At 66.6% G+C, this 19,822-nt stretch carries 16 protein-coding genes; 9 read left to right on the top strand and 7 right to left on the bottom strand.

Annotated features, from left to right (window positions below):
• Position 1: 1 nt before the first annotated feature.
• Complete coding sequence (locus LMQ14_RS16315; protein WP_267735549.1) at positions 2-742, bottom strand: lysophospholipid acyltransferase family protein; 741 nt, start codon at positions 740-742, stop codon at positions 2-4.
• 257 nt (positions 743-999) lie between these two features.
• Between LMQ14_RS16315 and LMQ14_RS16310 the strand changes: the two genes are divergently transcribed.
• From LMQ14_RS16310 to ppc, 8 genes are all read left to right on the top strand, one after another.
• Positions 1,000-2,247 (top strand): helix-turn-helix domain-containing protein, encoded by a 1,248-nt coding sequence (locus LMQ14_RS16310; protein ID WP_324291138.1) that lies wholly within the window; start codon positions 1,000-1,002, stop codon positions 2,245-2,247.
• Positions 2,248-2,423: 176 nt separating this feature from the next.
• The gene (locus LMQ14_RS16305) at positions 2,424-2,894 is read left to right on the top strand and encodes a hypothetical protein (RefSeq protein ID WP_267730597.1); all 471 of its coding nucleotides are present in this window, start codon (positions 2,424-2,426) and stop codon (positions 2,892-2,894) included.
• 171 nt (positions 2,895-3,065) lie between these two features.
• On the top strand, positions 3,066-4,085 hold the full coding sequence (gene gap / locus LMQ14_RS16300) for a type I glyceraldehyde-3-phosphate dehydrogenase (RefSeq protein WP_267730596.1): 1,020 nt from the start codon (positions 3,066-3,068) through the stop codon (positions 4,083-4,085).
• Between the two features lie 2 nt (positions 4,086-4,087).
• Positions 4,088-5,326, top strand: a complete 1,239-nt coding sequence (locus LMQ14_RS16295) for a phosphoglycerate kinase (RefSeq protein ID WP_267730595.1) — start codon at positions 4,088-4,090, stop codon at positions 5,324-5,326.
• Positions 5,323-6,108: a triose-phosphate isomerase gene (gene tpiA, locus LMQ14_RS16290; protein ID WP_267730594.1), complete on the top strand. Its 786-nt coding sequence runs from the start codon at positions 5,323-5,325 to the stop codon at positions 6,106-6,108. Before LMQ14_RS16295 ends, tpiA begins: the two co-directional genes overlap by 4 nt.
• The gene (locus tag LMQ14_RS16285; RefSeq protein ID WP_267730593.1) at positions 6,092-7,894 is read left to right on the top strand and encodes an FUSC family protein; all 1,803 of its coding nucleotides are present in this window, start codon (positions 6,092-6,094) and stop codon (positions 7,892-7,894) included. Before tpiA ends, LMQ14_RS16285 begins: the two co-directional genes overlap by 17 nt.
• 10 nt (positions 7,895-7,904) lie before the next feature.
• Complete coding sequence (secG, locus tag LMQ14_RS16280; protein WP_085221793.1) at positions 7,905-8,138, top strand: preprotein translocase subunit SecG; 234 nt, start codon at positions 7,905-7,907, stop codon at positions 8,136-8,138.
• A gap of 73 nt (positions 8,139-8,211) precedes the next feature.
• The gene (ppc, locus tag LMQ14_RS16275) at positions 8,212-11,025 is read left to right on the top strand and encodes a phosphoenolpyruvate carboxylase (protein WP_267730592.1); all 2,814 of its coding nucleotides are present in this window, start codon (positions 8,212-8,214) and stop codon (positions 11,023-11,025) included.
• On the opposite strand, the gene LMQ14_RS16270 is transcribed toward ppc, so the two are convergent.
• Both LMQ14_RS16270 and LMQ14_RS16265 read right to left on the bottom strand, forming a co-directional pair.
• On the bottom strand, positions 11,009-12,307 hold the full coding sequence (locus tag LMQ14_RS16270) for a cytochrome P450 (protein WP_267730591.1): 1,299 nt from the start codon (positions 12,305-12,307) through the stop codon (positions 11,009-11,011). The genes ppc and LMQ14_RS16270 overlap by 17 nt on opposite strands.
• A 3-nt stretch (positions 12,308-12,310) precedes the next feature.
• Positions 12,311-12,709, bottom strand: coding sequence for an ATPase (locus tag LMQ14_RS16265; RefSeq protein ID WP_267735548.1), 399 nt, complete (start codon positions 12,707-12,709; stop codon positions 12,311-12,313).
• Between the two features lie 472 nt (positions 12,710-13,181).
• Here LMQ14_RS16265 and LMQ14_RS16255 point away from each other — a divergent pair, with 472 nt between their 5' ends.
• Entirely contained in the window at positions 13,182-15,449 is a 2,268-nt protein-coding gene (locus tag LMQ14_RS16255; RefSeq protein ID WP_420714525.1) for a PPE family protein, read from the top strand.
• A gap of 56 nt (positions 15,450-15,505) precedes the next feature.
• On the opposite strand, the gene pgl is transcribed toward LMQ14_RS16255, so the two are convergent.
• From pgl to tal, 4 genes are read right to left on the bottom strand one after another with little or no spacing between them, the layout of a single operon-like run.
• A complete protein-coding gene (gene pgl / locus LMQ14_RS16250; protein ID WP_267730590.1) occupies positions 15,506-16,255 on the bottom strand; it encodes a 6-phosphogluconolactonase in 750 nt (249 codons plus the stop codon).
• The gene (opcA, locus tag LMQ14_RS16245; RefSeq protein WP_267735546.1) at positions 16,252-17,163 is read right to left on the bottom strand and encodes a glucose-6-phosphate dehydrogenase assembly protein OpcA; all 912 of its coding nucleotides are present in this window, start codon (positions 17,161-17,163) and stop codon (positions 16,252-16,254) included. The genes pgl and opcA overlap by 4 nt, the downstream gene beginning before the upstream one ends.
• The gene (zwf, locus tag LMQ14_RS16240; RefSeq protein WP_267730589.1) at positions 17,160-18,701 is read right to left on the bottom strand and encodes a glucose-6-phosphate dehydrogenase; all 1,542 of its coding nucleotides are present in this window, start codon (positions 18,699-18,701) and stop codon (positions 17,160-17,162) included. Before zwf ends, opcA begins: the two co-directional genes overlap by 4 nt.
• Positions 18,698-19,816 (bottom strand): transaldolase, encoded by a 1,119-nt coding sequence (gene tal / locus LMQ14_RS16235; RefSeq protein ID WP_267730588.1) that lies wholly within the window; start codon positions 19,814-19,816, stop codon positions 18,698-18,700. The genes zwf and tal overlap by 4 nt, the downstream gene beginning before the upstream one ends.
• Between the last annotated feature and the right edge of the window lie 6 nt (positions 19,817-19,822).

The raw sequence follows: 19,822 nt of genomic DNA, 5'->3' as shown, positions 1-19,822 counted from the left end.
CTCAGCCCAGTATCGGGAAGCGACGCTTGGCGGCGAGGTCCTTGAGGGCCTCCTGCATCACCGAGCGCACGTGCTCGTCGACCTCGTCGATGTCGGGGTCCTCGCCGAACTGCGCGACGATGTCGATGGGCTCTAGCACCTGCGTGACGATCTTGGTAGGTAGCGGCACATTGGGTGGGACGACAGCGCTCAACCCGAACGGGAAGCCGAACGACACCGGCAGGATCGAGCTGCGCAGCAAGCGCTTGATGCCCAGCCGCTCGGCCAGCCAGGTGCCGCGGGTCAGATAGAGCTGCGTCTGCTGGCCGCCGATGGACACCGCGGGAACGATCGGCACGCCGGCTTCGATCGCGGTGCGGACATATCCCTTGCGGCCGTTGAAGTCGATGACGTTCTCCGAAGCCGTCGGCCGGTACGCGTCGTAGTCACCGCCGGGAAACACCACCACCACGCCACCGGAGCGCAGGGCGCTGGCCGCGTTCTCGCGGTTGGCCCGGATGTAGCCGAGCCGCCGGAACAGCCCGCCGGTGACGCCCATGAACAAGATGTCGTGACTCAGGGTGTACACCGGGCGGTCGTAGCCGAACTTCTCGTAGAAGTCGACGGTGAAGATCGGGACGTCCATCGGCAACATGCCGCCGGAGTGGTTACCGACCACCAGCGCGCCGCCGGGCGGGAAGGACTCCAGTCCGTGCACTTCGGAGCGGAAATACCTCTTCAATACCGGGCGCAGCACCCCCATCAGGCGCTGGGTCAGGCCGGGGTCGAATTTGCCGAGCTCGGGATCGTCACTGCCGGTATCGCGCACTTCGCTCACCGTTGCCCCCTTTGGCGTCGCTGGAGAATTCCCGCGTTGAGTCCCTAGATGGTAGCTAGGGCTTTGCATTGGATGGCTAACAGGCAAACTCTCTTACCTTCGGACTCCCGGTCGCGCACAGTGATGGGTGGGGGACGACGGGATGGAAGGTGGCCGGCGTGGTCGACGTCATTGCGGATCCCATGTCGGTGATCGCCCGGGAGATGGACCGCATTCGCGATGACTTCATCGCCGAAGTCTTCGAGGAGATCAAGGCCGAGAATCGGGACCTCAATTACGACGCCGTGATGGTCGACTTGTGGCGGGCCAGCCTCACCGACAGCGTGGTCGCCGGTATCCAATTCTTGGCCCAGGGTGCGACGGCCGAGTGGTTAGAGGCGCCGGCGGCGTCGGTCGCCTACGTGCGCGCGGCCGCGCAGCGCGACGTTCCACTGTCGGTGTTGGTGCGGGCACACCGCATCGTGCACTCGCGCTTCCTGGAGGCGGCGATCCGGTTCGTGGCGCTGGTGGAGCCGGCCCGGCAGGTGCCGACGGTCGTCGACCTGGTGTCGCGGTCGGCGAGCTTCGTCGACGCGGTCGCCGATCAACTGACGGTCTCCTACGAGTTGGAGCGCGACGAATGTGGAAGCGCTCCCGGCGGCCGGCAGCCGCTCGCGGTCGGCGAGATGGCGGACAACATCCCGGTCGCCGCCCAGGTGGCCGACAGCGTGTTGACCTACCCGTTGGGCGGCGTGCACATCGCCGCGGCGTTGTGGGTGGACGAGGCGGTACCGGTCCACGACGTGGCGGCGGCGTTCGATCGGGTGCGACGCGCGCTGGGTGCGGCGGTGGGCGCGGTGAACGGCACCTTGATGGTGCCGACGCATGACCGCGAGGCCCGGTTGTGGTTTGCGCTCGACGGATCTGGCAAACGGGACATCGACCAGTCGCGGGTGCGCACCGCTTTCGAGTCTGCGGGTGTTCGCGCCGGTCTGGCGGTTGGCCGGGTGGAAGACGGCCAAAGCGGATTCCGGGCATCGTTGAAACAGGCGGAACGGGTAAAGGCGGTTGCTTTTGCCGGCGGCGCCCGCTGCGATGCCCGGGTGGTTTTCTACACCGAGGTCGCCCCAATTGCGTTGATGGCAGGCGACTTGGACGAGCTGCGCTCCTTTGTCGCCGACGTGCTCGGCGACCTCGGCCACGACGACGAACGCACCCGGTGGTTGCGCGAGACGTTGCGGGAGTTCTTGTCCCGCAATCGCAGCCACGTCGCGACCGCTGACGCAATGCAGTTGCCCCCCAACATAATTCAGGAAGCCGTGACTCGGGCCATGCAGCTGTGCGGTCAAAGTCTCGGCGACCCCGACGCGATGTTCCGGGTGCAGATCGCGCTGGAGGCCTGTCGGTGGATGGCTCCGGCGCTGCTGCACATGGCCCACGAATGTCCTTAGTAGCCACCACCTCTGAGCCGCCGAAGTAGTCACGGCCTCTGAGCGGCTGACCTGGCATTTATGCCGTGCTAGCAAAAGCGACCTAGTCTTCGTCGCCGAAGCATATGGCGCTGGCCGGATTCGCGGGGTTATGGTTACCGCGCTAAACACTGAACTGCCAGTTGAGAGAAGAAGAGATGGACTTCGCTGGTTCGTCTGACGAGCGTGATGCACGCTCGGTCGCAGCGCACAGGTCGAGTGGTGCCCGTGACCGGCGCGGGCGTCAGGCTCGCGGCACCGCAGTCCGTCCCGGCACGGGGCATGTTCACCAATCGGGATCGGCGGTGACCGCAGGCCGTCCCGCCGGTGCTGTCGATCGCGCCACGGTTGCGGCCGACACAGCGGATCAACGCCAGGCCGACTACTTTCTGCGTCTGCTCACTCAGAACCGCCGCCTGATCGACCAACGGATCGACGGCTACTACAAGGCGATTGCCGTCGCCGAAGCCAGAGGTGACGCCGAAAGTGCGTGCGTCTTCCGGCGCACCGCGCGCGTCGAGGAGCAGGAGCGGAAGGCACTCGACGGCCTGGTCGAAAACTTGCAGCGCCGATTTGTGGCGCAGCCCACAGCTGACGCTGCCCGGGGGCCGCGGCTCGTGGTCCGCTAGGGCCGCAACGACCTACGGCATTCGCGCCGCCCGACTCGACGGGTGGCCGTTTAGCTCGGCGTTTGGTTCTCGCGGTTTCGGGACTGTTACCGACTCAGCAACCGTTGCCACTACTGATCTAGGCTGACGGCCAGGGTTTCAACACCAGACTCGCAGACGAGGGAGACACAAGTGACAGTCCGAGTAGGCATCAACGGCTTCGGTCGAATCGGACGCAATTTCTACCGTGCGTTGTTGGCCCAGCAGGAGAAGGGCGGCGCCGACATCGAAGTGGTGGCGGTCAACGACATCACCGACAACAGCACCCTGGCGCACCTGCTGAAATTCGACTCCATCCTGGGCCGGCTGCCGCACGACGTCAGCCTCGAAGGCGAGGACACCATCGTGGTGGGCCCGGCCAAGATCAAGGCGCTGGCGGTCCGCGAGGGCCCGGCCGCACTGCCGTGGGGTGACCTGGGCGTCGACGTCGTCGTCGAATCCACCGGTCTCTTCACCGCCCGTGCCAAGGCGCAGGGCCACCTGGACGCCGGCGCCAAGAAGGTGATCATCTCCGCGCCAGCCAGCGACGAGGACATCACCATCGTGCTGGGCGTCAACGACGACAAGTACGACGGCAGCCAGAACATCATCTCTAATGCGTCGTGCACCACGAACTGCCTCGGTCCGCTGGCCAAGGTGCTCAACGACGAGTTCGGCATCGTCAAGGGCCTGATGACCACCATCCACGCCTATACCCAGGACCAGAACCTGCAAGACGGGCCGCACAAGGACCTGCGCCGCGCCCGCGCCGCCGGCCTGAACATCGTGCCGACCTCCACCGGTGCGGCCAAGGCCATCGGCCTGGTGCTGCCCGAGTTGAAGGGCAAGCTCGACGGCTATGCGCTGCGGGTGCCGATTCCCACCGGTTCGGTCACCGACCTGACTGCGGAGCTGAAGAAGGCGGGCACCGCCGACGAGATCAACGCCGCGATGAAGGCGGCGGCCGAGGGGCCGATGAAGGGCATCCTGAAGTACTACGACGCGCCGATCGTGTCCAGTGACATCGTCACCGACCCGCACAGCTCGATCTTCGACTCCGGTTTGACCAAGGTGATCGACAATCAGGCCAAGGTGGTCTCTTGGTACGACAACGAGTGGGGTTACTCCAACCGGCTCGTTGACCTGGTCTCGCTGGTCGGCAAGTCGCTGTAACCGTGAGCGTCCCAAACCTCGAAGACCTTCTGTCCGAAGGTGTTTCGGGTCGCAGCGTGCTGGTCCGGTCCGATCTGAATGTGCCGCTCGACGGCGACGGCGTCATTACCGACCCCGGCCGAATCACCGCGTCGGTGCCGACGTTGCAGGCGCTGGTGGATGCCGGCGCCAAGGTCGTGGTGACCGCGCACCTGGGGCGTCCCACGCAAGGACCGGATCCGATGTTGTCGCTGGCGCCGGTCGCGGCCGCGCTGGGCGAGCAGTTGGGCCGGCACGTGCAGCTGGCGGGCGATGTCGTCGGTACCGACGCGCTGGCGCGTGCTGAGGGTCTGACCGACGGGGACATCCTGCTGCTGGAGAACATCCGCTTCGACCCGCGCGAGACCAGCAAGGTCGACGGTGAGCGGCTGGCGTTGGCCAAGCAGCTGGTCGAATTGGTCTCGCCGGGAGGGGCTTTCGTCTCCGACGGGTTTGGAGTGGTGCACCGCAAGCAGGCCTCGGTGTACGACGTCGCCACCTTGTTGCCGCACTACGCGGGCACACTGGTGGCCGCCGAGATCGAGGTGCTGGAACGGCTGTGCAGCTCCACCGAGCGGCCCTACGCCGTCGTGCTCGGCGGATCCAAGGTGTCCGACAAACTCGGCGTCATCGAGTCGCTGGCAACCAAGGCGGACAGCATCGTGATCGGTGGTGGGATGTGCTTCACATTCCTTGCCGCACAGGGATATTCGGTGGGCGATTCGCTGCTGGAAGAAGACATGGTCGAGACCTGCCGCAACCTGCTGGACACCTACGCCGACGTGTTGCGCCTGCCCGGCGACATCGTGGTGACCGAGCACTTCAGCGCAGATTCGCCCCCACAGTTCGTGGCCGCCAATGCGATTCCGGACGATCTGATAGGTCTGGATATCGGCCCGGGTTCGGTCAAGCGGTTCACCACGCTGCTGTCCAACGCCAAGACCGTCTTCTGGAATGGGCCGATGGGCGTCTTCGAATTCCCGGCATACGCCGCGGGCACCAAGGGTGTCGCCGAGGCCATCGCCGCGGCGACGGCCAAGGGTGCATTCAGTGTGGTGGGCGGTGGTGACTCCGCGGCCGCCGTGCGTGCGCTCGGGATCCCCGAGGACGCCTTCTCGCACATCTCCACCGGTGGTGGCGCATCGCTGGAATACCTGGAAGGCAAGGAGCTGCCCGGCATCGAGGTGTTGGGCCGCCCGCAGCCGAGCGAAGGAGAGTCGTGAGCCGTAAGCCGCTGATCGCCGGCAACTGGAAGATGAACCTCAATCACTTCGAGGCCATCGCGCTGGTGCAGAAGATCGCATTCGCGCTGCCGGACAAGTACTTCGACAAGGTCGACGTCACGGTGCTGCCGCCGTTCACCAACCTGCGCAGCGTGCAGACCCTGGTCGACGGCGACAAGCTGCGGTTGACCTACGGCGCCCAGGACCTGTCCCAGCACGACTCCGGCGCCTACACCGGCGACATCAGCGGAACATTCCTGGCCAAGCTGGGCTGCACCTTCGTCGTGGTGGGCCACTCGGAGCGGCGCACCTACCACAACGAGGACGACGCGCTGGTGGCCGCGAAGGCCACCGCCGCGCTCAAGAACGGCCTGACCCCGATCGTCTGCGTCGGCGAACATCTCGACGTTCGGGAGGCGGGCGAGCACGTCAGCCACTGCGAGAAGCAGGTCCGTGAATCACTGGCCGGGCTCTCCGCCGAGCAGATCGGCCAGGTTGTCATCGCCTACGAGCCGGTCTGGGCGATCGGCACCGGCCGGGTGGCCAGCTCCGGGGATGCCCAGGAGGTCTGCGGGGCGATCCGCCGGCAGCTGGCCGAACTGGCGTCATCGAAGATCGCGGAGACCGTGCGGGTGCTCTACGGCGGCTCGGTGAACGCGAAGAATGTCGGCGAGATCGTCGCGCAGGAAGACGTCGACGGCGGGCTGGTCGGGGGCGCGTCGCTGGAGGGCGAGCAATTCGCGACCCTGGCGGCCATCGCCGCCGGTGGGCCGCTGCCGTAACAACGCCGCTGCCACGATGGGTTCGCTGGCGGCGGCACTCGGCCGCAGCATCGCCGGATCGCTACGCCCGTCCAAGGCACCCTGGGCCGTGGGGCCCGCCCTCTGGGCGACGGGTACAGCGGCACTGATCGCGGGGACCGGCGTCCTGTTCGGCCAATTGCAGCTGGTCGGTCTGGCTTACCTCGGAGCCGCCTGCGCGGTCATCTTCCTGGTCCGCGGCTTCTACCGCGCCCGGTGGTGGGCCTGGGTCGCCCAGGCCATCGGTGGGGCGGTGGGCATCAGCGTGGGTGCGCAACTGTGGCCGGGCTTCGGCGTCGGGCAAGTTCTCACCGCGGCGGTCGCCGGGGCGATCTCGGGCATGGTCGGCGGAACCGGGCCCAGCGCACCGGCATTCGGGCTGATGCTTTCGATCGGGGTGGCCTTCGGCCAGTTCGGTGGATCGTCGCTGCCCTGGTGGCAGCAGGCGGTGTGGTACCTGGCCGGGACATCGGTCGCCGCGGTTTCGGTATTGGCGCCGTGGGCTTTTCATCGCGACAAACCCGAGCGCCGGGCGCAGGCGGCGGTGTACTTCGCCGCCGCGGACTTGTGCGCTGCGATCGGCACCGAGCAGGCCGGTGCCGCGCGTGGCCGGCTGGCCGCCGCGTCGGCCGTTGCCCGCGCTGCGCGAAACCGCCGCAGGGCCGATCTGGTGGCCTTTGCGGCGGCGACGCTTTACGCTCAGGGCAGACCCGTGCCCCCGGCCGCGATCGCGGCGATTCGCCAAGCAGGACAACAGATTTGGGACGGTATACCCGTTTCGGTCCCATTTTCGGAAGCGGATGCCGATGGCGATCCGGGTTTGGTCGAGCTGGCCGATGCGCTGAGTCGGCAGCCGCAGCGGCCGGGCACGGTGAAGCCCGAGGCTCCGGGGTTGTCGGGCCTGCTGCGTACGGCTACCTCACGTGCCGGCCTGGCCAACGGGGTGCGGCTCGGCCTATGCATGGCGGTGGCCACCGCGCTCACGGTCGCGATGCGGCAGCCAACCCATTCGTTCTGGCTGCCACTGACCACGGCCGTCATCGTGCGGCCCGAATACGCCTCGGTCTTCGTACGCACGGTGAACCGGATATTCGGCACGCTGATCGGCGCGCTGGTGGCAACGACCGTGCTGGCGGTGCTCTCGCCCGGCCTGCCGCTTGTGGTGGCCACCGCGCTGGCGCTGGGTTTCGTTGTGCTCTCGGTGCCGAAGCTGTACGGCCTTGCTGTGATCGGAATCACCACCTCGGCGCTGCTGTCCCAGTCGATCGGCCAGCCGGACCCGGTCGCGCCCGCGGTGCGGCTGTGGGACACCTTCGTCGGAGCCGCGGTGGCGGTGGTATTCGGCTACCTGTTGTGGCCCGAAGCGAGGCGGTTCCCCGCATACGCCCAGCTGGTCCGCGGACTGACGGCCTCGCACAGCTACTTGACCGAGGCGGTCAAACCCGCGACGCAGCGGCGGCACTGGCAATCGATCCGGGCCGATGCCTACCGGCTGGCGCATCAAGTACGCGGCACCGCGGAAGCCGCCGCCCTGGAACCGCCGCCGGTGAGCTCGTTGGCCCTGCGGGTCATTCCCGCCGCGATCGACCTGGAAGACACCGTGGACGCGATCACCGCGGTCAGCTCGGCGGTGGACGCCGGCGAGGATCCGGCGGCGCTGATCGTCCAGGTGCGACGCCGGCTGGAAAACCTCGATCAGACCGCGACCGCGTGGGCATCGGGACCCTTGGGAAGCAGCGGTTACGGCCGGTCCAGCGGTAGCCGGTAAGCTGTCGGTCATGGTTTTGGGCCTACAGATCACCCTGGTGGTCACCAGCATCCTGGTGGTGCTTCTGGTGCTGCTGCACCGCGCCAAGGGCGGCGGCCTGTCCACGCTGTTCGGCGGTGGTGTGCAGTCCAGCCTGTCCGGGTCCACGGTGGTGGAGAAGAACCTGGATCGGCTGACGGTATTCGTGGTCGGCATCTGGCTGGTGTGCATCATCGGCATGGCCCTGCAGATCAAATACAAGTGACGTTGCTCAACTAGCGCTCACCCACTGACCTCTCGGCGGGCGGGTAACGCCGTCCGCGCCGATACTGGAACGCATGGTTGAGGTCTTCGAGCCCGTTTCCGAAGCCGCGCTGGCGCCGATCGGTGCCGTGCAGCGGACCCGGGTCGGTCGCGAGGCGACCGAGCCGATGCGCGCCGACATCAGGATGCTCGGCACCATCCTCGGCGACACCGTGCGCGAGCAGAACGGTGACGAGGTATTCGAGCTGGTCGAACGCGCCCGCGTGGAATCCTTCCGGGTGCGTCGCTCCGAGATCGATCGCGCCGAGATCTCGCACATGTTCGACGGCATCGACATTCATTTGGCGATTCCGATCATCCGGGCGTTCAGCCACTTCGCGCTGCTGGCCAACGTCGCCGAGGACATCCACCGCGAGCGCCGGCGTCATGTTCACGTCGACGCCGGCGAACCACCGCAGGACAGCAGCCTGGCCGCCACGTACGCGAAACTGGATTCCGCAGAACTGGATTCGGCAACGGTGGCCGAGGCCCTCAAGGGTGCGCTGGTTTCACCGGTAATCACCGCGCACCCCACCGAGACTCGCCGGCGCACCGTCTTTGTCGTCCAGCACCGGATCACCGAGCTGATGCGACTGCACGCCGAGGGCCTCCGGGAGACCAGCGACGGCCGCAGCGTCGAGCGCGAGTTGCGCCGTCAGGTGCTCACGCTGTGGCAGACCGCACTGATCCGGCTGCACCGGCTGCAGATCACCGACGAAATCGACGTCGGACTGCGGTATTACCAGGCCGCGCTGTTCGAGGTGATCCCGCAGGTCAACTCCGGGGTTCGGGACGCGCTGCGCGCTCGCTGGCCCGACGCCGAGCTGCTGTCCGCGCCCATTCTGCAGCCGGGCTCGTGGATCGGGGGCGACCGCGACGGGAACCCGAACGTGACCGCCGCGGTCGTGCGGCGGGCCACCGCCAGCGCCGCGTTCACCGCGCTGGCCCACTATCTGTCCGAGCTCACCGACCTCGAGCAGGAGCTCTCGATGTCGGCGCGATTGATCAGCGTCACACCGGAATTGACGACGCTGGAGCAGAGCTGTCCCGAGCAGGCCAGGGCCGACGAGCCGTATCGGCGGGCCGTGCGGGTGATTCGCGGCCGGCTCAGTGCGACGGCCGCCCAGATCCTGGACGACGAACCTCTGCATCTGCTCGACCTGGGGTTGGAGCCGTATGCCACGCCGGACGAGCTGCGGGCCGATCTCGACATCGTCGACGATTCGCTGCGCAGCCACGGCAGCGCGCTGCTGGCCGAGGATCGGCTCGGGTTGTTGCGAGAAGGTGTGCACGTCTTCGGGTTTCACCTGAGCGGCCTGGACATGCGGCAGAACTCCGACGTGCACGAGGAAGTGGTCGCCGAGCTGCTGGCCTGGGCCGGGGTGCACGCCGACTACGGCTCGCTGCCCGAAGACGAGCGAGTCGAGCTCTTGGCGGAGGAGCTGACCACCCGGCGCCCGTTGCTCAGCGACCGCGCGCGGCTATCCGAGCTGGCCCATAAGGAGTTGAGTGTGGTCGAGGCCGCCGCGCACGCCGTCAACCGATACGGTCCGGCGGCGGTGCCCAACTACGTCATCTCGATGTGTCAGTCCGTCTCGGACGTCCTGGAGGCCGCGCTGCTGCTCAAGGAAACGGGCCTGCTGGATGTCTCCGGGCCCGAACCCTATTGTCCTGTCGGCATTTCCCCGCTGTTCGAGACGATCGACGATCTGCACAACGGGGCGCAGATACTGCACGCGATGCTGGAGCTCCCGATCTACCGGGCGGTGGTGACTGCCCGTGGCGACAGCCAGGAGGTGATGCTCGGCTACTCCGATTCCAACAAGGACGGCGGTTATCTGACCGCGAACTGGGCGGTCTACCGGGCCGAGCTGGAGCTGGCCGAGGTGGCCCGCAAGACCGGAATTCGATTGCGGCTCTTCCACGGCCGCGGCGGTACCGTCGGCCGTGGTGGTGGGCCCAGCTATCAGGCGATCCTCGCGCAGCCGCCCGGGGCGGTGAACGGTTCGCTGCGCCTGACCGAGCAGGGCGAGGTGATCGCGGCCAAATACGCCGAACCGCTGTTGGCGCAACGGAATCTGGAAAGCCTGGTGGCGGCCACTCTGGAGTCGACGCTGCTGGATATGGAGGGCCTCGGCGACGAGGCGGAGCCTGCCTACGCTGTCCTCGACGAGATCGCCACGCTGGCACGTGACGCCTACTCCGAATTAGTCCATGACACACCGGGTTTCGTCGAGTACTTCAAGGCCTCGACGCCGGTCAGCGAGATCGGGTCGTTGAATATCGGCAGCCGTCCCACCTCACGCAAGCCCACCGAGTCGATCGCCGACCTGCGGGCCATCCCGTGGGTGCTGGCCTGGAGCCAGTCGCGGGTCATGCTGCCCGGTTGGTACGGCACCGGATCGGCGTTCGAGCAGTGGATCGCCGCCGGCGACGAGGATGAGCGAGTCGCAATCCTGCACGACCTGTATGAGCGGTGGCCGTTCTTCCGCAGCGTGTTGTCCAACATGGCGCAGGTGCTGGCCAAGAGCGACCTGGGGCTGGCGGCTTGCTACGCGGAACTGGTGGCCGATGAATCGTTGCGGCGCAGGGTTTTCGACAAGATCGCCGATGAGCATCAGCGCACGATCGCGATGCACAAGCTGATCACCGGTCAGGATGACCTGCTGGCCGACAACGCGGCGCTGGCCCGTTCGGTGTTCAACCGCTTCCCCTACCTGGAGCCGCTGAATCACCTGCAGGTGGAGCTGCTGCGGCGCTACCGCTCGGGTGACGACGACGAATTGGTGCAGCGGGGGATTCTGCTGACGATGAACGGGTTGGCAAGCGCGCTCAGGAACAGCGGCTGACATAGTCAACGGGACACGGCCCGGCCGCCCGTGCGACACCGCCGATCTGAGCCGGGACTGGTTGCGGATGCGACGTCCACTTCGGCGTCATCTCGTACTCACGCAAAAGGTGCGTCATGGCCGCCGTCATCGCCGACAGCGAGAACGGCTGGGCCGGACAAGAATGCTTGCCGTGCCCGAACGCCGTGACGAGCATGGGCGAAGGGAGAGCGTCCTTTTCGGTCAGCTGGTGGCGAGTCCATCGATCGGGATCCCAAAGCTGTAGGCCCGGTGCCGCCGAGGTGTTGAGCAGTGGCAGCAAGGTGGCGATGGTCCAGCCCGGCGGCACCTGGTAGGTGATCGCGCCGGTGTCCAGCGAGACCGGCGACAGCACACTGCGGGACATGATCGAGCGTTGCGCGATGCGCGTCGATTCCAGCGCACAGCTCTGGGCAAAGGCATTGTCGCCCAACTGAACTCGCTGCAGCTGCGCCGGGTGCTCGAGCAGATCGACCAACGCCCAGCCCAACGCCGCAGCCAGGTTCGACATGGATGCGATGTGGATCAGCGCGACGTCGAACGCGATGCCATGCAACCGGGAAGGCTGCGGCTCCGTCGACCAGGCGTCCACGATCCGGCCGAAGAGCGCATGATCTTGTGTGTCGCCGTCGTCGAAGCTGTGCACCGCGGCCGCGATGGCCTCGGCGATCTCGTCGAGCGCGGCGCGCTCGGCCCGCTTGTCCGTTGCCGCCACCGCGGCCATCCGATCGGGGTGAACAAACGCGTCGGAGCCATCCAGGGTGTCGAACGCGCGCACCAGACGTTCGAAGGTTTCGCCGTCGGCCGACCCGGGTCCGGCCCACGAGGCCAGCCCCATCCGATGTCCGAGCCGTCGCATCAGGTCGAACACATCGACCGATCCCGCCGCTGCCAGCTCGACCGTCGTCTGCCCAAGCGCCCGGTCCAGGTTGACCAGATAACCGGCCACGTCGTCGCGGCGAAACAGCATGTTCGGCAAGGTGCGTCGCCCGGCGAAGATCTCGTCGGGCAGCTTGCGCCGCAGCATCAGGTAGTCGGCGACGCCCTTGCTGGCGGTCTCCTCGGTCAGCGCGTAGAACGACTCGACGCCGGTGGGCGAGAAGGTGAGCAGATAGCGATCGCGACCGCTTTTCACGGCGAAGGTATCGCCGTGTCGGGCGCGGGCGGCGGCGATTACCGCGACGGCATCGGTGACGGGTACGTCCCAGGGCAGACCCGTGCTCTCGGCGTAGGGCGGTGCGGGCACCGGCTCGGCGCCGGTCACGATCTACCGCGGCGTCCGGATCCGCAGCCGGTCCACCACACCGCGGACCGCGTGTTCGGTCATCGATACCGGCGACATGATCGTTTCGCCCACGCTCACGATGTAGTCGATGCGCTTGACGATCGACTCCACCGGCTCGACCACCGCGATGAGTCGTTTGGCGAGCTCGTCGAGGCTTTCCAGGGTTCCTTCCAGGTGGTCCAGGCCGCCCTCCAAGCGCTCGACCGTGCCGTTCAACCGGGTCAGGGAGCTGCTCAGCTCGTTCATCGTCTTGCCGAGGCCGTCGAGGACGTCCTCGACCTGCTCGACCGTCTTGTCGGCGTTCAGAGCTGCCTGAGTGAGCGTTTTGATCCGGTTTCGCTCAGGCCCGTTGCGCACCGTTCTGTCTGCCATGACGGTAATTATGACCAGAACTCAGCGGAAGAAAACCACCACAGCTTGCTGGCGGCAACGAGCTACCGGCCCACCGTCGCCAACCGGAACCGTAACCGCCCCGGCGTCAGCAGCTGTTGCGGCCGTACGCGACCGGGCTGGCGGGTTTCGAATCGGACAAGCAGGGCAGCAGCGGCACCCAGGTATTGCATCGTGGGCTGCCCGCCGTGAGTTCGAGCACCGAAAAGCGTTCCGCGTCAAGATCAAATGGCGGAAGCGAAACATCCGCTCGCCCATCGCTTTATCCCGGATTGATCCTTGGCCGGCCGCTGCTGCTTTCATGGAATTTCAAGTTGAAACATGTCGCTTGCAGCATTATCTTAGGTTGATTTCAAATTAGATTCATATGATTCCAGCCAGCTCCACCGGATACATGGCGGCAATCCTGCCGACCCATCACCGCGCTCAACTGAAAAGCAATCGCAAAAGAAAGATAACGGGCATGGACTTTGGGTTGCTGCCGCCGGAAGTCAACAGCGGGCTGATGTATGCCGGGCCCGGGTCGGCGCCGATGTTCTCGAACGCGGCCAGCTGGCAGGCACTGGCTGCCGAGCTGGAGTCCACTGTGGCCGGCTACTCCTCGACGGTCACGGAGCTGACGGGACAGGCGTGGGTTGGCCCTTCCTCGGAGCTGATGACGGCCGCGGTGACCCCCTACGTGGAATGGCTGCAGGCCAGTGCCGCCGCGGCCGGGCAGACCGCCGCCCAGGCCTACGGGGCGGCCGCGGCCTACGACGCGGCGTATGCGATGACCGTGCCCCCGCCGCTGATCGCGGCCAACCGCGCGCGGTTAATGGCGTTGATCGCCACCAATTTCCTCGGGCAAAACACCCCGGCGATCGGGGCTACCGAAGCCGAATACATGGAGATGTGGACTCAGGACGCCACCGCGATGTACGGCTATGCCAGCGCTTCGCAGGCCGCGACCACCCTCACGTCGTTCGACCAACCGCCGCAGACCACCAACCAGAACGGGCAGACCGACCAGGCCCGCGCGGTGGCACAATCCGTCACTAACACCGCCAGCCGCCGCTCCGGCGGCCCCATACAGGTCGCCCCGGGCGACCCCTCTGGGCCAACAACCTCCACCGGGAGCACCACCGGTACCGGGACCACAAGCGCCACGAACACCACGCTCAGCGGCACCACTAGCGGCCTCACGACCACCACCAATGGCCCCGTCACAACCACTTACATCAACACCCCGATGACAGTCACCACCAGCTACACCATCGGAACCAACCAAGCCGTCGTCATCCAAAACGGCGGCTCCATCGAAGTAGCCTCCGGCGGCACCCTCACGGTCGACTCCGGCGGCAGCCTCGAAGTAGCCTCCGGCGGCACCCTCACGGTCGACTCCGGCGGCACCCTGGCCAACGCCGGCACCCTCACCGTCGACGCCGCCAGCAGCCCGCTCAACGCCGGCATGCTCACCAACGCCGGCATGCTCACCAACACCGGCACCCTCGCCGTCAACGGCACGCTCACCAACACCGGCACCCTCAGCATCAGCGGCACGCTCACCGACGCCGGTACTCTCACCAATTCCGGTTCCATCGCTATCAACGCCGGTGGCACCCTCGAAGTCGAAGTCACCGGCACCCTGACCAACTCCGGTCCCATCACCGATTACGGCGCTCTCACCATCGACAACAGCGCTTTCGGTTCCATCGACTCCGGCGGTACTGTCACCCTCGACACCGGCGGTAGCATCACCGTCGAATCCGGCGGCACCCTCACCGACACGGGCACCCTGATCCAGTCCGGCGGCACCCTGACCGTCGCCCCCCACGGCACTCTTGAAATCAGCCCCAGCGGCTATCTGTCCCTCGACGGTGGCACCCTCACCAACGGCGGTACCTTGAACGTCGACTCCGGCGGCTATCTGGCCATCAGACCCGAGGGCACCTTGATCGACTCCGGTCACATCACCATCGAGGCCTACGGTGGCAACATCACCAACGCCGGCACCATGACCGTCAACTCCGGCGGAACCGTCGACATCCAGTTCGGCGCCTATTTCACCACCGAGGACGGTGCCACCCTCTCCAACTACGGCACCTTCACCGTCGAGAACGCCGGCACGTTCAACTGCTACGGCGGCGTCGCAGACTACGGCACCATCAACATCCAGTCCGGCGGCAACTTGTACGGCTTGGGCGATGGGTCCTACATCATCGAGTCCGGTGGCACCCTCACCGACCAGACTGGCGGTGGCATAACCCTTTACGACAGCAGCGCCCTCACGGTCCAATCCGGCGGCACCGTGACCGATTCCGGCACCCTCACCGACTGGGGAACCCTGACGGTCGCGCACGGCGGCACCCTCACCGAGAACGGTTTCCTCGACGTCAACTCCACCCTCACCGATGCCGGCACGGTGACCGTCAACTCGGGTGGCTCCATGGTGGTCGAATCCGGCGCCACCGTGACCGACTCCGGTCTGCTCACCGATTCCGGCACCATTACCGTCGACTCGGGCGGCACCCTCCAAGTCTCCTCCAGTGGCACCCTGACCATCAACACCGGCGCCACCCTCACGGTCGACTCCGGAGGCAGCGTGCCCGTCGCCTCGGGGGGCGTCCTCAGCATCGGGACTGGCGAAACCGTCACCGTCTCCACCGGCGGCTCCTACGGGGCTACTACCGGCATCACCGGTCAAGTCGTCATATCGCAGGCGACGGACCCGGCGTGGCACAACACGTCATAGCCGAATTGCTCTGAGCTACCGCAATTTTGATCGAAACTCGGTCTGGGAAACCCTGCTTACTGTCCGGCGGGCAGCTTGGCGGCGGCGTCCTCGTCGAGCAGCCAGAGCGTCGTCTCGAGCCCGACGGCCCCCGCGGCCGGGATCTCGGCGGGCGGCGCGCCACCGATGGCGGCGGCGGCCGCATCGCCCTTGGCGGCCCCGGACACCATCAGCCACACCTCACGGGAACGCCGGATCGCCGGGATCGTCAGGGTGATTCGTTGCGGCGGCGGCTTGGGGGAATCGTCGACGGACACCACCATGCGGGTGGTCTCGCGCACCGCCGCGGTGTCGGGGAACAGCGAGTTGATGTGCCCCTCGGGGCCCATGCCCAGCAGGTGAACGTCGAAATTCGGGACCTGATCGCCGGGTTCGGCGTTGGCCGCCAGCAGTTGTTCGTAGGCCAGTGCCGCGGCGACGAGATCGCTGCCGAATTCACCGTCGCTGGCGGCCATCGGGTGCACGTTGCTCGACGGGATGTCGATGTGATCGAGCAGGGCCTCGCGGGCCTGTTTCTCGTTGCGCTCGCCGTCGGCTAAAGGAACATAGCGCTCGTCGCCCCAGAAGAGGTGCACCTTCGGCCAGTCGACCTGGTCGGCCTGGGCGCGCAGATACTTCAGCAGCCCGATGCCGTTGCCGCCGCCGGTCAGCACGATCTGGGCGCGCCCGCGCGCCGCCACGGCGGCCTGGATGGTCTCGACCAGCCGGCGGCCGGCGGCCTCGACCAGGGTGTCGCTGTCCGGGAAGACTTCAACGGTTGTACTCACGCGTATTGCACCTTATCGATTCCTTCGAGCGCGCTGAAGTAGACCTCGTCGGGGTCCAAGCGGCGCATGTCTTCGGCCAGGCATTCGCGGGTTTCCCTGCGCGCCAACGGAACTAGAGCATCCGGTCGGCCGGTCCGGCTCAGGGTGGCCGTCGTTCCCTCCTGCGGCCTGCTCAGGGTGATGGTTTCGCTCTTGCGCACCAGTTCGACCTTCAGTTCGCCGACCTCCCGGCGTACCGGCCCGTCGATCCGGCTGGCCAACCAGCCCGCCAGCACGTCGAGCGAGGGTTCGGTGCGCAGACCCGAAACCAGCGCCGATTCGATTTCCTCGTGCGGCTTCTGGTCGACCGCGGAGGTGAGCAACGCCCGCCAGTAGGTGATCCGCGCCCAGGCCAGATCGGTGTCCCCGGCGGTGTACCCGGGCAGCCTGCTCTTGATCACCGACGGCGGGTCGTCGGTGTTGGTCGCATCGGTGATGCGGCGAATCGCCAACTTGCCCAACGGGTCTTGGGCGGGAACCGCGGGGGCGACGTCGGGCCACCACACCACGACCGGGATGTCGGGAAGCAGAAAGGGAATGACGACGCTCGCCGAGTGGCCGGCCAACGGGCCGGACAGCCGCAGCACCACGACCTCGCCGGCACCGGCGTCACCACCGACCCGGACCTGAGCATCCAGGCGCGCATCGCGGCCGTCGGTATCACCGGCCGCCACGACCAGGACCCGGCTCGGGTGTTCGTGACTGGCGGCGTTGGCCGCCTCGATGGCCTCTTCGAGCAGGGTGTCGTTGTCCGACTTGATGATCAGCGTCCCGACCCGGCCCATCATGACCACGCCGGCCTCTTCGCGCAGCGCGTCGAGCTTCTTGTTGACCGCGGTGGTGGTGGTGTCGAGCAGATCGACGATCACGGCCGCCGCCATTCCCGGTCGGTGCGGCGCAACATCTCATCCGCCGACGCCGGCCCCCAGGTGCCCGACTCATACGGGTCGGGCTTTCCGTCTGTTGCCCAATGGTCGAGGACGGGATCGAGTATCTGCCAAGCCAATTCGACCTCCTCGTTCACCGGGAACAGCGACGGCTCACCCAGCAGCACGTCCAGGATCAGCCGTTCGTAAGCCTCGGGGGAGTCTTCGGCGAACGCCGCGCCATAGGAGAAGTCCATGTTGACATCGCGGACTTCCATCGAGCCCGGGACCTTGGAGCCGAACCGCAGCGTGATGCCCTCGTCGGGCTGCACCCGGATAACCAGGGCGTTGGTGCCGAGTTCGTCGGTCATGGTGGCGTCGAACGGCAGATGCGGCGCACGTTTGAAGACCAGGGCGATCTCAGTCACCCTGCGGCCCAGGCGTTTTCCGGTGCGCAGATAGAACGGCACCCCGGCCCAGCGTCGGGTGTCCACCTCGAGCGTGATCGCCGCAAAGGTTTCGGTGGTGGAGTCCTTCGAGAAACCTTCCTCGTCAAGCAGTCCCACCACCTGCTCGCCGCCCTGCCAGCCGGCCGCATATTGGCCGCGGCTGGTGGTCTGGTCGATCGGCAGGGCGAGTTGAGTGGCCGAGAGCACCTTGATCTTCTCGGCCTGCAACGCGCGCGCATTGAAGCTGACCGGCTCCTCCATCGCGGTGAGCGCCAACAGCTGCATCAGGTGGTTCTGGATGACATCGCGGGCCGCCCCGATGCCGTCGTAGTAACCGGCGCGCCCGCCCAGCCCGATGTCCTCGGCCATCGTGATCTGCACGTGGTCGACGTAATGCGCGTTCCAGATCGGGTCCCACAGTTGATTGGCGAAGCGCAACGCCAAGATGTTCTGGACCGTCTCCTTGCCCAGATAGTGGTCGATGCGGAACACCGACTCCTCCGGAAAGACCGAGTTCACCACGTGGTTGAGATCGCACGCGCTCTTCAGGTCGTGGCCGAACGGCTTCTCGATGACCACCCGGCTCCATCGATCCTCTTGGGGCCGGGCCAGCCCGGATTTGTGCAGTTGTTCACACACCACCGGGAACGACTTCGGCGGAATCGCCAGATAGAACGCGTGATTGCCGCCGATACCCCGCTCGGCGTCGAGCTTGTCCAGCGTCTCGGCCAGCCGTGCGAACGCAGCGTCGTCGTCGAAGGCGCCCGACACGAACCGCAGTCCCTCGGCCAACCGCTCCCAGATGGCCTGCCGAAAGGGGGTGCGGCAGAACTGCTTGACGTCTTCGTGGATCACCTGGGCGAAGGCGTCGTGATCCCAGTCGCGGCGGCCGAAGCCAACCAGCGAGAAGGTCGGCGGCAGCAACCCGCGGTTGGCCAGGTCGTAGACCGCGGGCACCACCTTTTTGTGCGCCAGGTCGCCGGTGACGCCGAAAAGTACCATGGCGCACGGTCCGGCCATCCTGGGCAGCCGCTTATCGTCCTTGTCCCGCAATGGGTTACGCCATTGCGCGCCCTCAGCGCCCGGGGTCATTTGGAAAGAGAGCTCAGCTGCTTCTGCGTCTCGTCGAGCAACTCGGTCCACGACGCGATGAACTTCTCCACGCCCTCGTTCTCCAAGACCACGAACACGTCGGTCAGGTCGATGCCGGCCGCTGCGACGTTGTCGAATACCTGCTGGGCCGCGTCGGCGGTGCCGGTGATCGTGTCACCGGTGACCACGCCGTGGTCGGCGACAGCGTCAATTGTCTTCTCCGGCATGGTGTTCACCGTGTTTGGCGCGACCAGCTCGGTGACGTAGAGGGTGTCGGAGTAGTCGGGGTTCTTGACACCGGTCGACGCCCACAGCGGGCGCTGCACCCGGCCGCCGTCGGCCTGCAGCGCCTGGTAGCGCTCGCCGCCCTCGAAGACCTCCTGGTACGCCGCGTAGGCCAGCCGGGCGTTGGCGACGCCGGCCTGCCCGCGCAGGGCAAGGGCCTCGGCGGAACCGATCTTCTCCAGCCGCTTGTCGATTTCGGTGTCCACCCGGGAGACGAAGAACGATGCGACCGAGTGGATCTTGGACAGGTCGTGTCCTGCCTCGCGGGCTTTCTCCAGGCCGGCCAGGTAGGCGTCGATCACCTCACGGTGCCGCTCGACCGAGAAGATCAGCGTGACGTTGACCGAAATCCCTTCCGCCAGCACGGAAGTGATGGCCGGCAGACCGGCCTTGGTGGCCGGGATCTTGATCAGCAGGTTCGGCCGGTCGACGATCTTCCACAGCTCGATGGCCTGCGCGACAGTCTTGTCGGTTTCGTTGGCCAGCCGCGGGTCCACCTCGATGGAAACCCGGCCGTCGATCCCGCCGGAGGCCTCCCACTGCGGTGCCAGCACATCGCACGCGGTGCGCACGTCGTCGGTGGTGATGGTGCGGATGGTGGCATCGACGTCGGCGCCACGTTCGGCCAGCTCGGCGATTTGGCCGTCGTAGGAGTCGCCGTGGGCGAAAGCATTCTGGAAGATCGACGGGTTGGTGGTCACCCCGACGATGCTCTTGGTGTCGATCAGCTCCTGCAGGTTGCCCGACTTCAGCCGCTCCCGCGACAAGTCGTCAAGCCACACGGATACGCCCGCGGCGGCCAGGGCCGCAAGGTTCGGGTTCTGGGTCATGTGAAT

It is taken from the genome of Mycobacterium sp. Aquia_213 (genome assembly GCF_026625985.1).
Classification (GTDB): Bacteria; Actinomycetota; Actinomycetes; order Mycobacteriales; family Mycobacteriaceae; genus Mycobacterium.
This window is presented reverse-complemented; position numbering and strand designations above follow the sequence as displayed.